This is a genomic window from Pseudomonas rhizozeae (assembly GCF_031583775.1).
Lineage (GTDB): Bacteria > Pseudomonadota > Gammaproteobacteria > Pseudomonadales > Pseudomonadaceae > Aquipseudomonas.
The window spans coordinates 200,867-217,250 of sequence record NZ_JAVLSB010000043.1; the positions used below are offsets into that span (position 1 = coordinate 200,867).

Annotated in this window: 18 protein-coding genes; 9 read left to right on the forward strand and 9 right to left on the reverse strand. The window is 60.6% G+C overall.

Annotated elements, in window-relative coordinates:
• Positions 1–180 precede the first annotated feature (180 nt).
• The 3 genes from RG836_RS14215 to RG836_RS14225 all read left to right on the forward strand — a co-directional run bounded on the left by RG836_RS14215 (position 181) and on the right by RG836_RS14225 (position 1,628).
• Positions 181–495 carry a cupin domain-containing protein gene (locus RG836_RS14215; RefSeq protein WP_310846461.1) on the forward strand — a complete coding sequence of 105 codons (315 nt, stop codon included), beginning with the start codon at positions 181–183 and terminating at the stop codon, positions 493–495.
• A 251-nt stretch (positions 496–746) separates the two neighbouring features.
• Entirely contained in the window at positions 747–1,208 is a 462-nt protein-coding gene (locus RG836_RS14220; RefSeq protein ID WP_310846462.1) for a MarR family winged helix-turn-helix transcriptional regulator, read from the forward strand.
• 63 nt (positions 1,209–1,271) lie between these two features.
• Entirely contained in the window at positions 1,272–1,628 is a 357-nt protein-coding gene (locus tag RG836_RS14225) for a lysozyme inhibitor LprI family protein (protein ID WP_310846464.1), read from the forward strand.
• Positions 1,629–1,654: 26 nt separating this feature from the next.
• Here the strand turns inward: RG836_RS14225 and RG836_RS14230 are convergent, their stop codons facing one another.
• Positions 1,655–2,629: an alpha/beta fold hydrolase gene (locus RG836_RS14230; protein WP_310846467.1), complete on the reverse strand. Its 975-nt coding sequence runs from the start codon at positions 2,627–2,629 to the stop codon at positions 1,655–1,657.
• 74 nt (positions 2,630–2,703) lie between these two features.
• Positions 2,704–3,150, reverse strand: coding sequence for a cupin domain-containing protein (locus RG836_RS14235; protein ID WP_310846469.1), 447 nt, complete (start codon positions 3,148–3,150; stop codon positions 2,704–2,706).
• Positions 3,151–3,417: 267 nt separating this feature from the next.
• On the opposite strand from RG836_RS14235, the gene RG836_RS14240 reads away from it, so the two are divergent.
• Positions 3,418–4,878: a sensor histidine kinase gene (locus RG836_RS14240; protein ID WP_310846472.1), complete on the forward strand. Its 1,461-nt coding sequence runs from the start codon at positions 3,418–3,420 to the stop codon at positions 4,876–4,878.
• 196 nt (positions 4,879–5,074) lie between these two features.
• Here RG836_RS14240 and mqo read toward each other — a convergent pair whose 3' ends face one another.
• Positions 5,075–6,721: a malate dehydrogenase (quinone) gene (mqo, locus tag RG836_RS14245; RefSeq protein WP_310846475.1), complete on the reverse strand. Its 1,647-nt coding sequence runs from the start codon at positions 6,719–6,721 to the stop codon at positions 5,075–5,077.
• Positions 6,722–7,218: 497 nt separating this feature from the next.
• Here mqo and RG836_RS14250 point away from each other — a divergent pair, with 497 nt between their 5' ends.
• A complete protein-coding gene (locus RG836_RS14250) occupies positions 7,219–7,920 on the forward strand; it encodes a hypothetical protein (protein WP_310846477.1) in 702 nt (233 codons plus the stop codon).
• A 96-nt stretch (positions 7,921–8,016) separates the two neighbouring features.
• Positions 8,017–8,211, forward strand: a complete 195-nt coding sequence (locus tag RG836_RS14255; protein ID WP_310846478.1) for a hypothetical protein — start codon at positions 8,017–8,019, stop codon at positions 8,209–8,211.
• Positions 8,212–8,214: 3 nt separating this feature from the next.
• Here RG836_RS14255 and RG836_RS14260 read toward each other — a convergent pair whose 3' ends face one another.
• A complete protein-coding gene (locus tag RG836_RS14260; RefSeq protein ID WP_310846480.1) occupies positions 8,215–8,568 on the reverse strand; it encodes a DUF1428 domain-containing protein in 354 nt (117 codons plus the stop codon).
• Between the two features lie 18 nt (positions 8,569–8,586).
• Positions 8,587–9,657, reverse strand: a complete 1,071-nt coding sequence (locus tag RG836_RS14265; protein WP_310846482.1) for a hypothetical protein — start codon at positions 9,655–9,657, stop codon at positions 8,587–8,589.
• Between the two features lie 324 nt (positions 9,658–9,981).
• On the opposite strand from RG836_RS14265, the gene RG836_RS14270 reads away from it, so the two are divergent.
• A complete protein-coding gene (locus RG836_RS14270; protein WP_310846483.1) occupies positions 9,982–10,251 on the forward strand; it encodes a hypothetical protein in 270 nt (89 codons plus the stop codon).
• A gap of 9 nt (positions 10,252–10,260) precedes the next feature.
• Here RG836_RS14270 and RG836_RS14275 read toward each other — a convergent pair whose 3' ends face one another.
• On the reverse strand, positions 10,261–11,241 hold the full coding sequence (locus tag RG836_RS14275) for an oxidoreductase (protein ID WP_310846484.1): 981 nt from the start codon (positions 11,239–11,241) through the stop codon (positions 10,261–10,263).
• A gap of 109 nt (positions 11,242–11,350) precedes the next feature.
• Here RG836_RS14275 and RG836_RS14280 point away from each other — a divergent pair, with 109 nt between their 5' ends.
• Positions 11,351–12,265, forward strand: coding sequence for an AraC family transcriptional regulator (locus RG836_RS14280; RefSeq protein WP_310846489.1), 915 nt, complete (start codon positions 11,351–11,353; stop codon positions 12,263–12,265).
• 319 nt (positions 12,266–12,584) lie between these two features.
• Positions 12,585–13,313, forward strand: coding sequence for a phosphatidylcholine synthase (pcsA, locus tag RG836_RS14285; RefSeq protein ID WP_310846491.1), 729 nt, complete (start codon positions 12,585–12,587; stop codon positions 13,311–13,313).
• A 202-nt stretch (positions 13,314–13,515) separates the two neighbouring features.
• Here pcsA and RG836_RS14290 read toward each other — a convergent pair whose 3' ends face one another.
• The 3 genes from RG836_RS14290 to RG836_RS14300 all read right to left on the reverse strand — a co-directional run bounded on the left by RG836_RS14290 (position 13,516) and on the right by RG836_RS14300 (position 16,349).
• Positions 13,516–14,325 (reverse strand): class I SAM-dependent methyltransferase, encoded by an 810-nt coding sequence (locus tag RG836_RS14290; protein ID WP_310846492.1) that lies wholly within the window; start codon positions 14,323–14,325, stop codon positions 13,516–13,518.
• A gap of 196 nt (positions 14,326–14,521) precedes the next feature.
• Positions 14,522–14,980 carry a DUF2269 family protein gene (locus RG836_RS14295; RefSeq protein ID WP_310846494.1) on the reverse strand — a complete coding sequence of 153 codons (459 nt, stop codon included), beginning with the start codon at positions 14,978–14,980 and terminating at the stop codon, positions 14,522–14,524.
• Between the two features lie 133 nt (positions 14,981–15,113).
• Complete coding sequence (locus RG836_RS14300) at positions 15,114–16,349, reverse strand: cytochrome c biogenesis protein DipZ (RefSeq protein WP_310846497.1); 1,236 nt, start codon at positions 16,347–16,349, stop codon at positions 15,114–15,116.
• Positions 16,350–16,384 lie beyond the last annotated feature (35 nt).

The following is a 16,384-nucleotide window of genomic DNA, read 5'->3' on the forward strand; positions in this document are numbered from 1 at the left end:
GCTCGCGAAGACGACGGGCTGCACGGCAGTCCCATTCGTCGCACACCGCCGATCCCGTAGTTGACACGCCCTCCCTTTCCCCTCACTCTTATTTGCATCGTATGCGACCTAATCGCATACGAGCACGAAACGCACGACCAAAACCCAACCCTTTAAAGGGCTATTTAAAAAGGAATCACCATGATCCACCTAACCCGAGCCACCCGCGAATTCCAAGACACCGACATCCCCGGCGTGCGTTTTTCCAGCGCCTGGGGCGAGAACGGGGATGGTTCTGACTTTGTCGCGTTCACCGCCGGCGCGCGTTTTCCATTGCATGACCATGAAGGTCGCGAAGAGATTTTGATGATGTCCGGGCGCATTCGCTTTGGCGATCTGGAGCTGTCGGCCGGTGATTACTTGAAGATCGGGCCGGGTGAAGAGCACGACGCGGTGGCGCTGGAAGACTCGACGTTTTTCCTGTCGCACATCGGCGGTTCCGTGATCAAGGAATGATGTCCCGAGGACGAGCAGCCCGTCCGACTTGTCGGGCTTTTTTTTAGGCGTTATATATCGCATGCGATACAAGCGCACACGTACAGCTGAATGATTGTATGCGGGCCGGCTCGGTTGATCGAGCCGGTTCACGCCGGGGCTTCTTCGCGAGCAGGCTCGCACATAGGAGCACCGCCCTTCCGATTGCATCGCACACGCCGTATAGTTTCCGCCATGCGCTTTATCAGCTGTTCGACGCGAAAGGATGCCCCATGAAGCCGACCGAAACCCCCACCGACACCGCGCAAAAGCTCGCCGACTTCCTGTGTTTCGCCGTGTATTCCAGCAACCTGGCGTTCGGCAAGGCGTATAAGCCGATCCTCGAAAAGCTCGGTCTGACGTACACGCAATACATCACCATCGTCGCGCTCTGGGAGGAAGACAACCAGACCGTCGGTAGCCTCGGTGAGAAGCTGTTTCTCGAATCCAACACCCTGACGCCGATCCTGAAAAAGCTCGAGGCGATGGGCTATTTGCACCGCCAGCGCGACCCGGCGGACGAACGTCAAGTGCGCATCAGCCTGAGCAAAACCGGGCGCGACTTGCGTGAAGGTCGGCCGGAGCTCTGCCTGACCGACGCCACTGGCCTGACGCCGGACGAATTCAAGCAAATGCAGCAGGCAATCGTTAAATTGCGCGGCAATCTGATTCGCGCCACCAAGGACAGCGAATAAGCCTAATCCCGCGCATCCGTTACCCAAAACGCCCTCGATCGCCGACTTTCCGGAACACCGCCCATGCTTAAACACACACTGTTATCCGTCCTGCTCAGCGCCTCTGCCCTGCTCGCCACGAACACCACGTGGGCCGCCAGTTTCGACTGCGAACGCGCCAGCAGCGCCGACGAAAAAACCGTGTGCGCCAACCGGAATCTGAATGACATGGACGTGTCGATGGCGTTGCTGTTCAGCCTCGACAAACGCTTCCTGCCCATGGGCGGTCGCGATGCCTTGATCGGCCAGCAACAGGCCTGGATCAAAACCCGTGCGGCCTGCGGCACCAACGTCAGTTGCTTGAAGGATGTGTATCAGCGGCGGATCGACACGTTGCGGCAGATTATCGATACCCGCGTGGTCACTCAGGGCCCGTTTTAGCTGTACTCAGAACGGGCCGTGATGGATCAGTTAGCCGATGGTTTGAACTGTTTGTCGAGGAAGCCCGACACCAGCGCGGCGATCTGCGCCGGCTGCTCATCGAGGGCGAAGTGCCCGGCTTCCAGCACATGAATCTCGGCATTTGGCAGATCCTGGCGATAAGCCGCGACCTCGGCTACGTCGAAGGACGGATCAAACTGGCCCCACACCACCAGCGTCGGCGGCTGATGCGCCCTTAGCCAGGCTTGCCACTTCGGATAACTGGCAACGTTGTTGCGATAATCGTAGAACAGATCGCTCTGGATATCGGCTTGCCCCGGCTGGTTGAGGAAGTTGAACTCATCGGTCCACAGGTCCGGGTTAAACAACTCGACATTCGGGTTCTTGCCGACGTGCCGTTGCCGAGTGGTCGCCAGTGAGAAGAAACTCGCACGCAGGCTGGCCTCGTTTGTCGCGCGATCAGCCCAGAATTCACGACGTTTTTGCCACAAAGGTCCAAGCCCGGCTTCGTGGGACACCGCGTTCTGGACGATCAACGCCTGCAAGCGCTCCGGGTGCGCCAGGGCCATGCGCATGCCCACCGGGCCACCGTAATCCTGCACGTACAGGGCGTACCGGGTCAGGCCCAGAGTTTCGGTGAAATGCTCCATCACACTGGCCAGGTGATCGAACGTATAGGCAAATGTCTTGGGTTCCGGCGCGTCGCTGTGGCCGAAGCCGGGATAGTCCGGCGCGACCAAATGATAGCGCTGCGCCAGGCGCGCCAGCAGGGGGTCGAACATCCGCGAAGAGCTGGGAAAACCATGTAAGAGTAACAAGGTCGGTGCCTCGGGCCGCCCCGCTTCGCGGTAGAAAATCGTCAGGTCATCGACCTTGACGCTGCGGTAGGCCACCGCCGAGGGTTGGCTGGACGGGTCTGCAGGCACAGCGGCCTGGGCCGTATTGGCCAAGGTCAGCCCCAAGGCGCAGCCAAGGGCCAAAGTAGACAGCAGTTTGAACATCGAAGCACTCCGCTCGAAAGGTGATAAAAACAGTCGCGGTCAACGGCCTGCCGCGCTGGCAGGCCGGGCTTCGGTCATTCTTCGATCTTCAGCAGCGGCTCGCCCTTCTGCACGATGTAGGTCGCCAGTTCCGAGGCTTTTTCTGAGCCGACGTTCTTGGCGATGTGCGCCACGCCCGGCGGAATGTACAGCGAGTCGCCCGCTTTGAGCGTGATCGGTGCGCGCCCCTGCAGTTGATATTCGAAAGTGCCGCTGATCACGTAAGCCACTTCAGCGCCCGGATGCGAGTGCCGTGGCGAGGCCACGCCGGCATCAAAATCAACCCGCGCCTGGATCACTTCAGGATGGGAAATATCCAGTGTCTCGCGCTGCAGGTCGGTGCGTTGCAAACCCTTCTGCCAGTTCTTCGCCGGTTGCGCTTGCTCGGTGGCAGCAGCGGCTGGCTTGACCTCCGCGGCTTGAGCAAAACCGCTCAGGGTGGCGAGTACTGCTGCGGTGGCCAGGAACAGATTGCGTTTCATCGTGGTGCCCTCTTAACCAGTAGTGGAGTGGCTACTGTGGGCGTCGGGTGTACTGGCGATGTGTCGGGAATTCGCCGTTTGTTGTGTGCGTGTGTCTGCGGCGGCCGCTGATACACGGCCATACAAAGGCACCGGCCAAACCTAAGTATAAAAACCGCACACCTTGATCTGAGGGTTCAGCGAAAAAGCTTCAACGATAATCGGCCGCTGCTGTCCGCGCTCAGGCCTTGCACTGAAGCCACTCTCGTTAGAACAAAAGGCAACCGCATGTTTTCGAACCCTCTGTTGCAGCGCTTTTTCGAGTCCGACCGGATTGCACTTTCAGCGTCCATCGTCGCGGCCATCGTGATTTCCACCATCAACTTCATGATCGACCGCGACTTCGCCCATACCGCGATGTACGTGACGTTGCTGTTGATGTCAGCGAGCGTGGTGTCGATCAGGGTGGTGGCGCTCGCCAGCCTGAGTTCGTTCGTGATCATCTCCGGTAACTTCCTCGTGATTGCCGGCTACGACCACCCGCATGAGATTGCCGCGTATATCCGCTGCATCATTTCGCTGGTCACGGTCACGCTCCTGACGATTCGCAGCAAGCGCCTGGCCAACAACCTGCGGCGCAATGAAGTGTTTCTCAAAGGCGCGCAACGTTTGAGCCGCACCGGCAGCATTGGGTTGCGGTTCAACAAGGCCCGCTGCGAGAAGGTCGATTGGTCGGAGGAAACCCACCGGATTTATGACTACGCCGTGGGCATCCCGCCCTCCTGGGAGTCGATGACCGCGCGGGTGCACGCCGACGACGCGCCCCTGATCGAACGGCTCTTCGCCCAACTGGCCAGCGGCGCCGATCGGGCGGACCTGGAGCATCGCCTGGTGATGGCGGACGGCGCGATCAAACATGTGCACATGGTGGTCAATGCCCTGCACCGCGGTTGCGATCAGTTTGAATACGTGGCGGCGTTGATGGACGTCAGCAGCGCGAAACAAGCCGAGGAGACGCTGTTCCAGACCCAGGCGCAACTGGCCCATGTCACCCGCGTCACCGCCCTCGGCGAACTGGCCTCCTCGATCGCCCACGAGGTCAACCAACCGTTGGCGGCAATCATTGCCAGCGGCGAATCGTGCAAGCGCTGGATCAAGTGCGACCAGCCGGATTTGCATGAGGCGCTGCAATCCCTGGACCGCATCATCCTCTGCTCGCTGCGGGCCAACGACGTGATCAAGGGTATCCGCGCGCTGTCGCGCAAATGCGATCCGCAGCGGCAATGCCAGCGCTTCGATGAAGTGGTCAGCGACGCGCTGATGTTGGTCCAGCACGAAATGAGCCATCGCAAGATTCGCTACCAGCTGGCACTCGAAGCCGCGGGTGTCGCCGTCAGCGCTGACCGGATCCAGCTGCAACAAGTGATCATTAACCTGATCATCAATGCCTGCCAGGCCATGGCCCAAGTCGCCGAAGATGCACGGATGCTGCAGGTGCGGACTTGGGTCCAGGGTCAGGAAGTGGTGCTGGAAGTCCGCGATTCGGGAACGGGTATCGAGGAAACGCTGCTGAGTTCGCTGTTCAACCCGTTCTTCACCACCAAGGACGAAGGCCTGGGCATGGGCCTGTCGATTTGCCGCTCGATCATCGAGTTCCACGGCGGGCGGATCTGGGCCACGCGCAACGCCTGCCAAGGCGCCGCGTTCCTGTTTGCGATCCCGATGCTGGAGCAGCAGCAAGTGGCGTGAAGCCGAGACACACCACAAAACCCTGTGGGAGCGAGCCTGCTCGCGAAGGTGGAGTGTCAGCCAGATCATCTCTGGATGGACCGCCGTTTTCGCGAGCAGGCTCGCTCCCACAAGGGTTTTACCGATCGTTCATCAGCCATAAAAAAACCCACTGACCGTCGCCGGTGCAGTGGGTTTTTCATCCAGCGAGCTTTAATTACAAAGCCATGTCCGTCGCGCCGTTGCTTGCTTTCGGCGTTTCAGCCTTGGCGGGCGTGGGTGCCGGCGCAGCCATGTCACCGATCACCGGAGGGGTGGTCAGTTGCAGCACTTTGGCGGTGTAGTCCCATTCCTGCTGGACGCGGGCCGGGTCGTCGTTCAGCTTGGTGCCGTAGCTCGGCACGATCTGATGCAGCTTGGCCTGCCAGGCCGGGCTGGCGACTTTGTCCTTGAAGACCTTTTCCAGCACGCTGAGCATGATCGGCGCGGCGGTCGACGCGCCCGGCGATGCACCCAGCAGGCCGGCGATGCTGCCGTCTTGCGACGCAACAATCTCGGTACCCAGTTTCAGCACGCCACCGGCGGCCTCATCACGCTTGATGATCTGCACACGCTGGCCGGCCTGCCACAGACGCCAGTCTTCAGCCTTGGCGTTGGGGAAGTATTCTTTCAGCGCGTTCAAACGGTCTTCGTCCGACAACATCAGTTGACCGGCCAGGTACTCGACCAGCGGGTATTCCTTGATGCCCACTTTGGTCATCGGCCAGATGTTGTGAGTGGTGGTGCTGGTCAGCAGGTCGAAGTACGAACCTTCCTTGAGGAACTTGGTGCTGAAAGTCGCGAACGGGCCAAACAGGATCACGCGCTTGCCGTCTAGCACGCGGGTGTCCAGGTGTGGCACCGACATCGGCGGTGCGCCGACCGACGCTTTACCGTAGGCCTTGGCCAGGTGCTGTTGGGCAATGGTCGGGTTTTCGGTGACGAGGAACGAACCACCCACCGGGAAACCGGCGTACTCTTTCGCTTCCGGAATACCGGACTTCTGCAGCAAGTGCAGGGCACCGCCACCAGCACCGATGAACACGAACTTGGCGTCGGTTTCGGTTTTAGTGCCGTCTTTCAGGTTCTTGTAGCTGACGCGCCAGGTGCCATCGTCATTCTTGGTGATGTCCTGCACTTCGCTCGACAACTTCAGGCTGAAGTTAGGCTTGGTTTGCAGGTAACCGGCGAACTGACGGGTGATCTCACCGAAGTTGACGTCGGTGCCGATCGGCGTCCAGGTGGCGGCGATCTTCTGTTTCGGATCACGGCCTTCCATCATCAGCGGGACCCACTTGGCGATTTGCGCCGGGTCTTCGGAATACTGCATGCCGGCGAACAGCGGGCTCGCCTTCAGCGCTTCGTAGCGTTTTTTCAGGAACTGGATATTGTCGTCGCCCCACACAAAGCTCATGTGTGGCGTGGAATTGATGAACGAACGCGGGTCTTTCAACACGCCGTTCTGCACTTGCCATGACCAGAACTGACGGGAAATCTGGAACGCCTCGTTGATCTCGATGGCTTTCGGGATTTCGACTTTACCGTCTTTGTTTTCCGGGGTGTAGTTCAACTCGGCGAGTGCGGAGTGACCGGTGCCGGCGTTGTTCCAGCCATTGGAGCTTTCTTCGGCGACGCCATCGAGGCGCTCGACCATTTCCAGGGTCCAGTTCGGCTCGAGTTCATTGAGCCAGACGCCCAGGGTCGAACTCATGATGCCCCCGCCGATGAGCAATACATCGACTTTCTTGGCCTCGGCCGCGTGCGCCGAGGTCAGCCCCATGGACAACGCAAGGCCCAGTAATGCGGTGTTCACTTTCTTCAACATGCAGTTAATACCTAGGATAGAACGCCGTCCACCTGTCATTCCTCTGCCTGAAGCGCGACCCGCCATGGGCAACGTCGCTACCGCCGAACCGCACTCAGAAAGGACTGATGGTGGACATACAAGACCGATAAACATGATCGGCCTCACGTATATGCCCCTCCTGTGCTGACTTTTTATTAGTCATTGGCTCAGCTACTTGGGTGACACTGATTACATTTTTGTACCGCTCGATCGCGCGCGACCGGCACTTCCCCGCCCTAGCGTGACGTGAAGGTGCGGCATTCTACCTCAGGTCAGCAAAACGACGAAGAAGCAAGTGACTGGCATTTCCAGCGTGTTGTTTGGCAGAACTTCCATTGAGCACTTCGTCTGGCTGATAAACGCTCATGCCGTTCTATCATCGCTCGGCGCATCATTACTTCAGCGCTTGGGTCCAGCGCACGGAATGCGGTAACTTCGCGCTTCACTCGACGGCTGCGAATGTCAAAAGGACCTGTATGTCGACCTTGGAAAAAATCCATATTCATAACGACGAAGCACTATTGCATACGTTGTTGGCTGCCTGGATAAAAGCAATCGAGCGTTACTTGGTGATCTACGATAGGGACAACTGCTGGTGGTACAACGAGCGCGCCACCCTGAGTACATTGGCCGGCGCCGCCTGGAGCCTCAAAGACTGGGTTGCGATTGAAGAATTCAGTACCGCAAAACATGCCAAGGCAGAAGCTGGCGTGGAAGCAGGGGTGCTAAAAAACGGCCGTTGCGATCTCGTACTCTCAACCAAAGACGTGTCTTTCGCCATCGAGTCCAAGCAAGCCTGGCAACCCATTGGCAGCCGCGCTCGCACTAACTACATGCAGAAAGCCCAGGAAGCAGCGTGGGGTGATTGCTGGCACCTCACTAAGAACGAGGGTGATCGACGATTTGCGGTGACGTTCGTGGTGCCCACCCTGCCTATGAGCGAAGTTTCGACAAAAGGAGTCAGTGGGCTAGATAAAAATAAAATCCGAGAACGCCTTGATGCCTGGCTGGCGAAAAGTGATCACTTCCGAAGCGCCCCACGCCGGAAGACCTCATACGCTTATCTGTTTCCTGACATTGGCAACAAAAATTTCTGTAATGACACCCACCACTACCCTGGTGTAGTGGTCATCTTTGAAGAAATGCCTCCCGGCACCAAACGCCCAGCCGGGGCTTAGTTCTAGCTGGTTTCTCACGAGTCTGTGCCGACGCCGACCTGGCGGCCTGTGCATCACCGGTTATAGTTCAAGCAACGCCACTCACCCGGAGGTGTCATGCGACAAGTCCTCAGCAAAGAACCCTGGTGGGCCGCGCCGCCACGGCCTGGGCAGGATGAAAGCGAGCTGGAATGGGGCTGGCTGGTGACCTACAGCGAAGGCGAGCCGCGGTTTGAGTTTGTCAAAGAGCGGCCCTCGGACACCGAGATCCGCCAGCGCAAGAGTTGTCGCATCACCCCGGCGGCGGAGTGATATTCATACCTGCACGATGATGTTGAACCCGCCAAATACCATGCGCTGCCCGTCGAACGGCATTGGATTGACGTCCGGCTGCATGCGCGGGTCGTTCATCATCGTCTGCATGCCTGCATCGCGGGTGGCTTTGTCCGGCCAGACGATCCAGGAAAAAATCACTGTCTCATCGGGCTTGAGTTTGACGGCCATCGGGAACGAGGTGACCTTGCCGTCCGGCACGTCATCGCCCCAGCACTCGACGAGGCTCAGGGCCCCGCATTCCTTGAAGATTTTTGCGGTGATCTCGGCGTGTTTTCTGAATTGCTCACGGTTGGCGGTGGGCACCGCGGCGATCATGCCATCGACGTAAGACATGTTGATGCTCCTGCAAGGTTAGGGATGAAGCTGCTGAGTAGTCGCTCCGGACGGCGTCCACTCGACAGCGTCCAGGCCCACGCCGACCGGCGGTTCGACGCTGCTGGCCAGGTGGCTTTCGACCTGCCCGGCCAGGTACAGCGTGCCGGCCATGACGCCGGTGCTGGGGTTGTGCAGCAGTTTTTGCCAGTTCTTGTCGAACGAGCCACCGAGACTGCTGCGGATCAGCGCTTCGCTGTCGGGCCGGTCGTTGGCCTGAATAATCGCGCGGACCCCGGCAACCCCCAGTGAGATCAGGCCTCCGGCGAACTTGCCGGCCGCCGCGGCCACTGCACTGGCGGCACCGCGCGGGGCCATTTCCGCTTCCATGCGTCGGCTGGCGCGCGTGGCCACCGGGGTCATGCCGGCGTCGGTCGAGCCAATGCCCTTGGCGCCGCCGGCGGTGTGGATTTTGTCGATCAAAGCCGCGTAGGCCGGCAAGGTATTCAGCGGCGCGGCCTGCACCACTTGATACAGCGACGCATCCCGCGCCGGCGGAGGCCCGAGGGCAATGGCGGGGATTTTCTGAATGCGCCCGTAGAGTTGCGGCATCGGCACGCCGTGACGCTGGGCAATCACCTGCATCTGCTGATGCAACAGTTGCACGTAATACGCCGTGGTTTCGCCGAGGATCGCGTCCGGATCAATCTCCACCGCCACCGGCGCCAGCACTCGCTCCCGGTATTGTTCCAGCAAGTAATCCGCCAAGCGTCTGGCTGACGCGTCTTGCTCGCCGCCCGCGCTCATGGTGTACCAACTGACCTTCATCGATAGCCATTCCTGGGTCCAGTAACTGCTGAACCAAGGGATGAAATTTTCTTCTGTCTGCTGATACACCCGTGTGCGCCAATGTTCCATGGCGCCGCGGGCGTAGAGCTTGGCCTGCTCGGTGGCGTTCTGCGAGGCGGCGAACACTTCCTGATCGACCTGCCGCCAGGTCATCGGCGAAATCACCACCGCCATTTGCGCCACGGGCGCGCGGGACGGCGTGGCACAACCGGCCACGGCCAACACCAGCATTATGGCGACGATCAGCCCACGCAGGTTCAAGTTCGCAGTCCCTACCCAACAGTCGGCCCGGGGTTGCACGGCTGAATTGAGTATAGGTCTGCCGCGTTAATCCCGAGCCGCGAAAAACCAACGGCGCCGGGCCATTCCCTTAACCATCATCGCTGTCGATATTCACCATCGGCGCTTATGCCTTCCGCAAAAAAATCCACAGCGTAGGATCGGTCCCATGCCCCACACACACCCTGCATAGGAGGGTTGAACCATGTTGATCCACCTGCTGACTTGCCTGGCTGTGACCGCTGTGACCTTGACGCTTTTTTCACAGTACGTGCTGCACCTTCTGGACTCCGAGGAGACAAACTGATGAACCGCCCCGTTACCTTATCTGTAAGTTTTCCGGTGTTCGGCACCAACTACTACTCGCAGCGCTACGTATTCAAGAAGGCCGCGAACCTGGTGTTCAACGAACAATTCGATGAACTGCTGATGCCCGCCGCTGGCAACCATTTCAGCAACGGCGTGATCGGCTTCAACGATCAATTCCGCTTTCTGAACGACATCCTCGAAGCGCACTTGCTGGAAGCTGAAGCCGCGTATTCGTCCTCGCGCGAGCGTCAACGCCAATACGTGTAAATGCAGGATTCAAGCGAGCCGTACACCGGTCAACTGCTCGCTCAACGTCCAGAGCCGATCCGCCAGCGCGATATCGCAAGCCCAGGTCGCGACACCCGGCCGGTCGGGGGAGTCGATCCGCGCAATGTCGGCATCCAGGCAATACACCCCGCCCAAACCCTGTAACTGTGGACTGGTCGCGCACCAGAGTGCGGTTGCCGCGCCTTGCTCGGGGGTTTTGTAATCTCCGCCCTCACCCGCCGCCTGGCCTTCGGGAATGCTGCCGTGGGTGCTGTCCTTCGACACGCCAAAGCGCTGCAACTCTTCATCCGACAGATGCCGCGCCAGGTCCGTGAGTACCGTGCCGGGATGCACCGAGAACCCGCGAATATCCTGTGCCTTGCCGCGCTGATCCAGCCCCAAGGCGAATAACGCATTGGCGGATTTCGACTGACCGTACGCCGTCCACTTTTCATACGGCCTCTGCTGAAAATTCGGGTCCTCGAAATCCATCGCGGCGATCCGGTGCCCACCGGACGACACCGCCACCACCCGCGCCCCCTGCGCCCGTTGCAGCGCCGGCCAAAGCTGTACTGCCAGTTGGAAATGCCCTAAATGATTGGCGGACAACTGCGCTTCATACCCGCGTGCATCCCGCGCCAGCGGCGTGGCCATGATTCCGGCGCTGTTGATCAGCAAGTGCAAGGCCCGTTCGCTGCGCAGGAAGTGCGCGCTAAAACGTTCGATGGATGCGGGATCAAGCAAGTCCAAGGGCTCAACCTCGACATTGGCGACGCCACTCAGCGCCCGTCTTGCCTTGGCCACGTCCCGCGCCGGCACAATGACCGTCGCGCCCGCCTCGGCCAGCGCTTTGCAGGTGACCAAGCCCAAGCCCGACGCGCCGCCAGTGACTATCGCAATTTTCCCTGTCAGATCGATGCCACGCATCACGTCGCAGGCCTCGGTTTTCGGACCGAAGCCGCTGTTCATAGGGATTTGCAGAGGACTCATCAGGATTTCCTTCAATGGGCAAAACAAGCAATAGCCCATCTTCAGTGCAACGCGGCGTTCGACCAATGCTACATTCGGTCTTTTCATTGCTCGATCGTTCGGAAAACCCATGGATCTTCTGTCAGATGTTCTTTCGCTGGTCAAACCGCAGGGCGGCCATTGCGCACAACTGATCGCGGGCGGCGACTGGGCCATCGACTTTCCCGGTTACGACGGGATTAAATTCACCGCCATTCAACGGGGTGTTTGCTGGTTGCAAGTGGCGGGCGACCACACGACCTATCGCTTGCACCCCGGTGATGCCTATTGGCTGACCGACGGCAAACCCTATCGCCTGGCCAGCGACCTGACGCTGGAAGCGGTGGATGCGCGAGAGGTGTTCGCCACCGCCGTGCACGGCTGTGCGCGCTTCGGGGTTGTCGATACGCTGAGCGCCATCGGCGGGCGCTTCACCCTCGATGCGGCCCAGGCGGATTTGCTGCTTGATCACTTGCCCAGCGTCATTCATATCCCCGCGACCTCGCCCCACGCCGCCGCGTTCCCATGGCTGCTGGAACAACTGGCCAGCGAACTCAGCCACGCCGGCGCCGGTTCGCGATTGATGGCCGATCATCTGGCGCAGATGCTGTTGTTACACGCCTTGCGCCATCACCTCGACCACGCGGGCCCGGCGTTTCCCGGTTGGCTGAATGCGTTGACCGACCCGCGCATCGGCCGCGCCATCGCTCACCTGCACCGGCAGCCGGCGCATCCGTGGACGGTCGCTGAACTGGCCAGCGATGTGGGGATGTCGCGCACGGTGTTCAGCCAACGCTTCAAAGCCCTGGCCGGTCGTCCGCCGCTGGATTATTTGCTGCACTGGCGCATGCGCCTCGCCGCCCATGCGCTATGCACCGGCAGCGATTCGGTGGCGAGCATCGGTTATGCGCTGGGGTATGAGTCGGACAGTGCGTTTAATCACGCTTTCAAACGGGTGACGCAGCTCTCGCCACGAGGGTACCGCCTGCGGGCGCGAGGCGACTGAAGCATCGGCATGGGGCCGCTGCGCGCCCCAGCGGGAGCAAGCTCCCTCGCCACAGGGGATTTTTGCCAGCGCTCAGTTGTGGCGAGGAAGCTTGCTCCCGCCGGACTGCGCAGCAGTCCCGTCCGCACGAAGCTATCCCTGCCACTTCGCCTCCTGCGGTACATTTAACCGCAACATTTTTTCCGCAGCGGTCTACGATTTATCTGGGGGATGAACCTTATTCCCCGATAACCGGTCGATAGGTGCAGCCCAGCCAGGTTTGCCGGTGACCCCGTCGGTGGTAGCAACTGGCCCGTTTCACTTGCTGGAGAACACTCCTTTGATCTCGACTCAACGCATCGCCACGCTCAAAGCCTGGGGCGCCCATGGCTTCACCGCCACCGGCGTGGTGCTGGCTTTCCTGGCCACCCTGGCCCTGTTCGAAAACCAACCCACCGCGTGCCTGCTGTGGCTGGGCGTGGCGCTGATCGTCGATGGCGTCGACGGAGCCCTGGCGCGCAAGGTCAATGTGCAATCGGTGTTGCCGCACTTCGACGGCTCGGTGCTGGACCTGGTGATCGACTACCTGACCTACGTGTTCATCCCGGCACTGTTCATCTATCGCTACATCCCGCTTCCGGACTACACGCCGCTGCTGGTTACCACGGTGATCCTGGTGTCGTCACTGTTCTGCTTCTGCAACGTCGACATGAAAAGCAAAGACAACTACTTCCAGGGCTTCCCCGCCGCGTGGAACGTAGTCGCGCTGTGCCTGTTCATCATCGGCCCGCCGTCCTGGGTGACCTTGCTCACCGTGATTGGCCTGGCCCTGCTGACCGTCACCCGCATGAAATTTCTCCACCCGTTCCGCGTGAAGCGCTTCATGCCGATCAACATTGCCGTGACCTCGATCTGGTTGCTGTGCAGCCTCTCACTGGTACTCAACCATCCGACCCTCAATCACCTGGTGATGGGTTTGTGGCTGCTGGCCTCGGCGTATTTCCTGGGGATTTGCATCTGGCGCACAGCGATGGAGTGGTTTGACGTTAATCACGGCAAGCACTCCTGAACCATCGCCGTGCTGACTTACCGCGCGAGGTGAGTCAGCCCAGAGCGATGTTGGATGTGCTGACGTCATCGCGGGCAAGCCCGCTCCCACAGGGATGGGCGGTGTTTGCTCGGTACTCGGCACACCTCAGATCCAAAGTGGGAGCGAGCCTGCTCGCGATGGCGGTGGTGCATTCAGTAAGCAGCTGTCTGACACACCGCGATCAGCGCCGCGTCATCACCACTTCCAGGTATTCACTCGGCACCACCAGCGAGTCTGGCCCGGCGCGGTTGAGTTTTTCCAGCAGTGTGGTCAGGTCAGCCTCGAGCGCCTGAGCGGCGTCGGCCGAGAGTGTGCCGAACGCTTTGTGCACCGGGCCGTACCAGCGGCGGAAGGTGTCGATGAAGTGGGCGGCGGAGCGGTAGCGGAAGTTGAACGAGCGGCGGGTGACTTCCACCTGGCAGGTCTCGGCGAACTGCTCGTGCAGCCAGGTTTCGGTACCCCAGCGCGACGGCGGAAACGCACCGGGTGGTGGCGGCACGTGCTTGCCGAGGACCTTGAACATCTGCCCGACAAAACCGTCCGGCGTCCAGTTGGCCAGGCCGATCCGTCCACCGGGCCGGCACACCCGCACCAGCTCAGAGGCGGCTTTCGGCTGGTCCGGGGCGAACATCACGCCGAAAGTCGACAGCACCACGTCATAGCTGGCGTCGCCGAACGGCAAGTCCTCGGCATCTGCCACTTGAAACGTCACCGCCAAATGCTCGGCGCGGGCGCGGTCCTCGCCCCGTTCGAGCAGCGCCGCGACATAGTCGGTGGACGTGACTACGCCACCTCGACGGGCGGCGGCCAGGGTCGCGTTGCCATTGCCGGCGGCGACGTCCAGCACCTGTTCATCACAGCGCAAGTCGCAGGCTTCGACCAATAGCTCGCCGACCAACTGCAGCGTAGTGCCAACCACGGCGTAATCGCCGCTGGCCCACGCGGCCATTTGCCGACCTTTGAGGGCTTGGAGATCAATGGGAGTGCTCATGGGGCAACCTCTTTTATGGTTATCGAGGGTAAAAATGACGCCGCAGTACGGCTGCAGCCCCGCTCTAAAACTATCGCTCCCGGTACCGCCGGCGTCGCGCCCGGTCGTCGGCCAACGGGCCCGGTCGTCCGGTGGCGGCAGGCAAATCCGGCGAAGTGTTTCAGGCGCCTGACACTGGGCTGCACGCGCGGTGAAGTCAGGGCTTGGCCAACATCAGGCCGATCACAATCGCCCAGCACAGACTGCTGATGTACAGCACGATCAACGGCACCGAACCCAGGCGAAATTCAGCGATTTGCCGGTCGCCAGCGACGGCGGCCACCAGCAAACGCTTGCGGATCGGGTCCAGTACGACGGCGCCGAGGAACATCGAGAGCGCCATCAGCACATAGGAGCCCACCAGCCAGGTCGCGCCGTAGCCGAACTTGCCGGCCAGGTGCACGCCGGCCAGCAGCCCGATGATCACCAGAATCTTGCCGGCCAGTCCGGCCGGTGCGGTGCTGTTCAAAGCTTGCTGGATAAACTCGGCGCTTTTGGACTTCGCCGCCACGATCAGCACCGCGTCGTAGGCCACCAGGGCCGCAAAACCGAGCACCATCGAAACCACGTGCAACCAGACAATCGCCATCATGTTCTTCTCGTTTTTGGACTTCACGGTGTGGCGCCGATGGGCGCAATCAAGTGTTCCTAGAGGTGAACACTTAGCGCGGCGGAATATTCCCTCACCAGTAAAAACGACCAGAGCCCATCATGCGATGAGCCCTGGTCGTGCGGTATTGCGCGGCGGATCAGGCTGCCGGCGCAGTGGTCTTGGCGTCGGCCTTGGCCTCTTCCAGCAATTGCTGAATGACCTTTTCCTGCGCTTCGTAACGGCCTTCACCGAAGTGGGTGTAACGGATCTGGCCCTTGGCGTCGACCAGGTAATGCGCCGGCCAATATTGGTTATCGAAGGCACGCCAGATGGTGTAATCGTTGTCGATCGCCACCGGGTAGGTGATGCCCAGGTCTTTCACCTGCTTCTTCACATTGCCGATGATGCGCTCGAAACCGTACTCCGGCGTGTGCACGCCAATCACCACCAGGCCGTCCTTCTCGTACTTCTTCGCCCAATCCTTCACATGCGGCAAGGTGTTCAGGCAGTTGATGCAGTCGAAGGTCCAGAAGTCCACCAGCACCACTTTTCCGCGCAGCGACTGATTGCTCAGGGCCGGCGAGTTGAGCCATTCCACTGCGCCGTTGAGCGACGGCATCTCACCCTGGCTTTCGTCGGCGGAAGCAGTGGTGGCGGCGTTGACCTTGCTGACCAGGTAGTCGACGATTTTCGGCACGGTTTGCAGCACGCCCTGCTCGACACTCGCCACCCCTTCAGACGAAGCACCGGCCGACAACACCTTGCTGTTGCCCGTGCCGATCACGGCGGCGGCAGCCAGCACCGCGACCCCGGCGCCGCGACGCAACCAACCGGTGACCGGGATCGAAGGCTTCAAGCGGTTGACCAGGCCACGGCCGGCAAAGATCAGCGTGCCCAGCGACAAGGCACTGCCCAGACCGTAGGCCACCAGCAGCAGACTGGTCCCGGCATTGGCGCCTTGCAGCATGGCGCTGGTCAGGATCACCCCGAGGATCGGCCCGGCACACGGCGCCCACAACAGCCCGGTGGCGACGCCTACCAACACCGAACCCAGGGGGCCGGACATATTGCGGGTGGCCGGGTCAATGCGATTGCCCAGGGCCACGAACGGCCGGGTCAGCCACTCGCCAACGCGAGCGGAAATCAGCGACAGGGCAAACGCCACCATCACCACCAGGGCCACATGACGCCCGGTGTTGCTGGCCTGAATCACCCACTCACTGCTGACCACCGCCAGGCTGGAGACCACGGCGAAGGTCACGGCCATACCGCCGAGGGTCAGCACGATGGAACGGGTCGAGCGGTCGGCACGGGCAAACAGAAACGGCACCACCGGCAGGATACAAGGGCTGAGGACGGTCAAAATCCCGCCCAGAAAGGCAATGAGTAACATAAGGGTCACCTGATAATTGGCTGGGATATACAAAT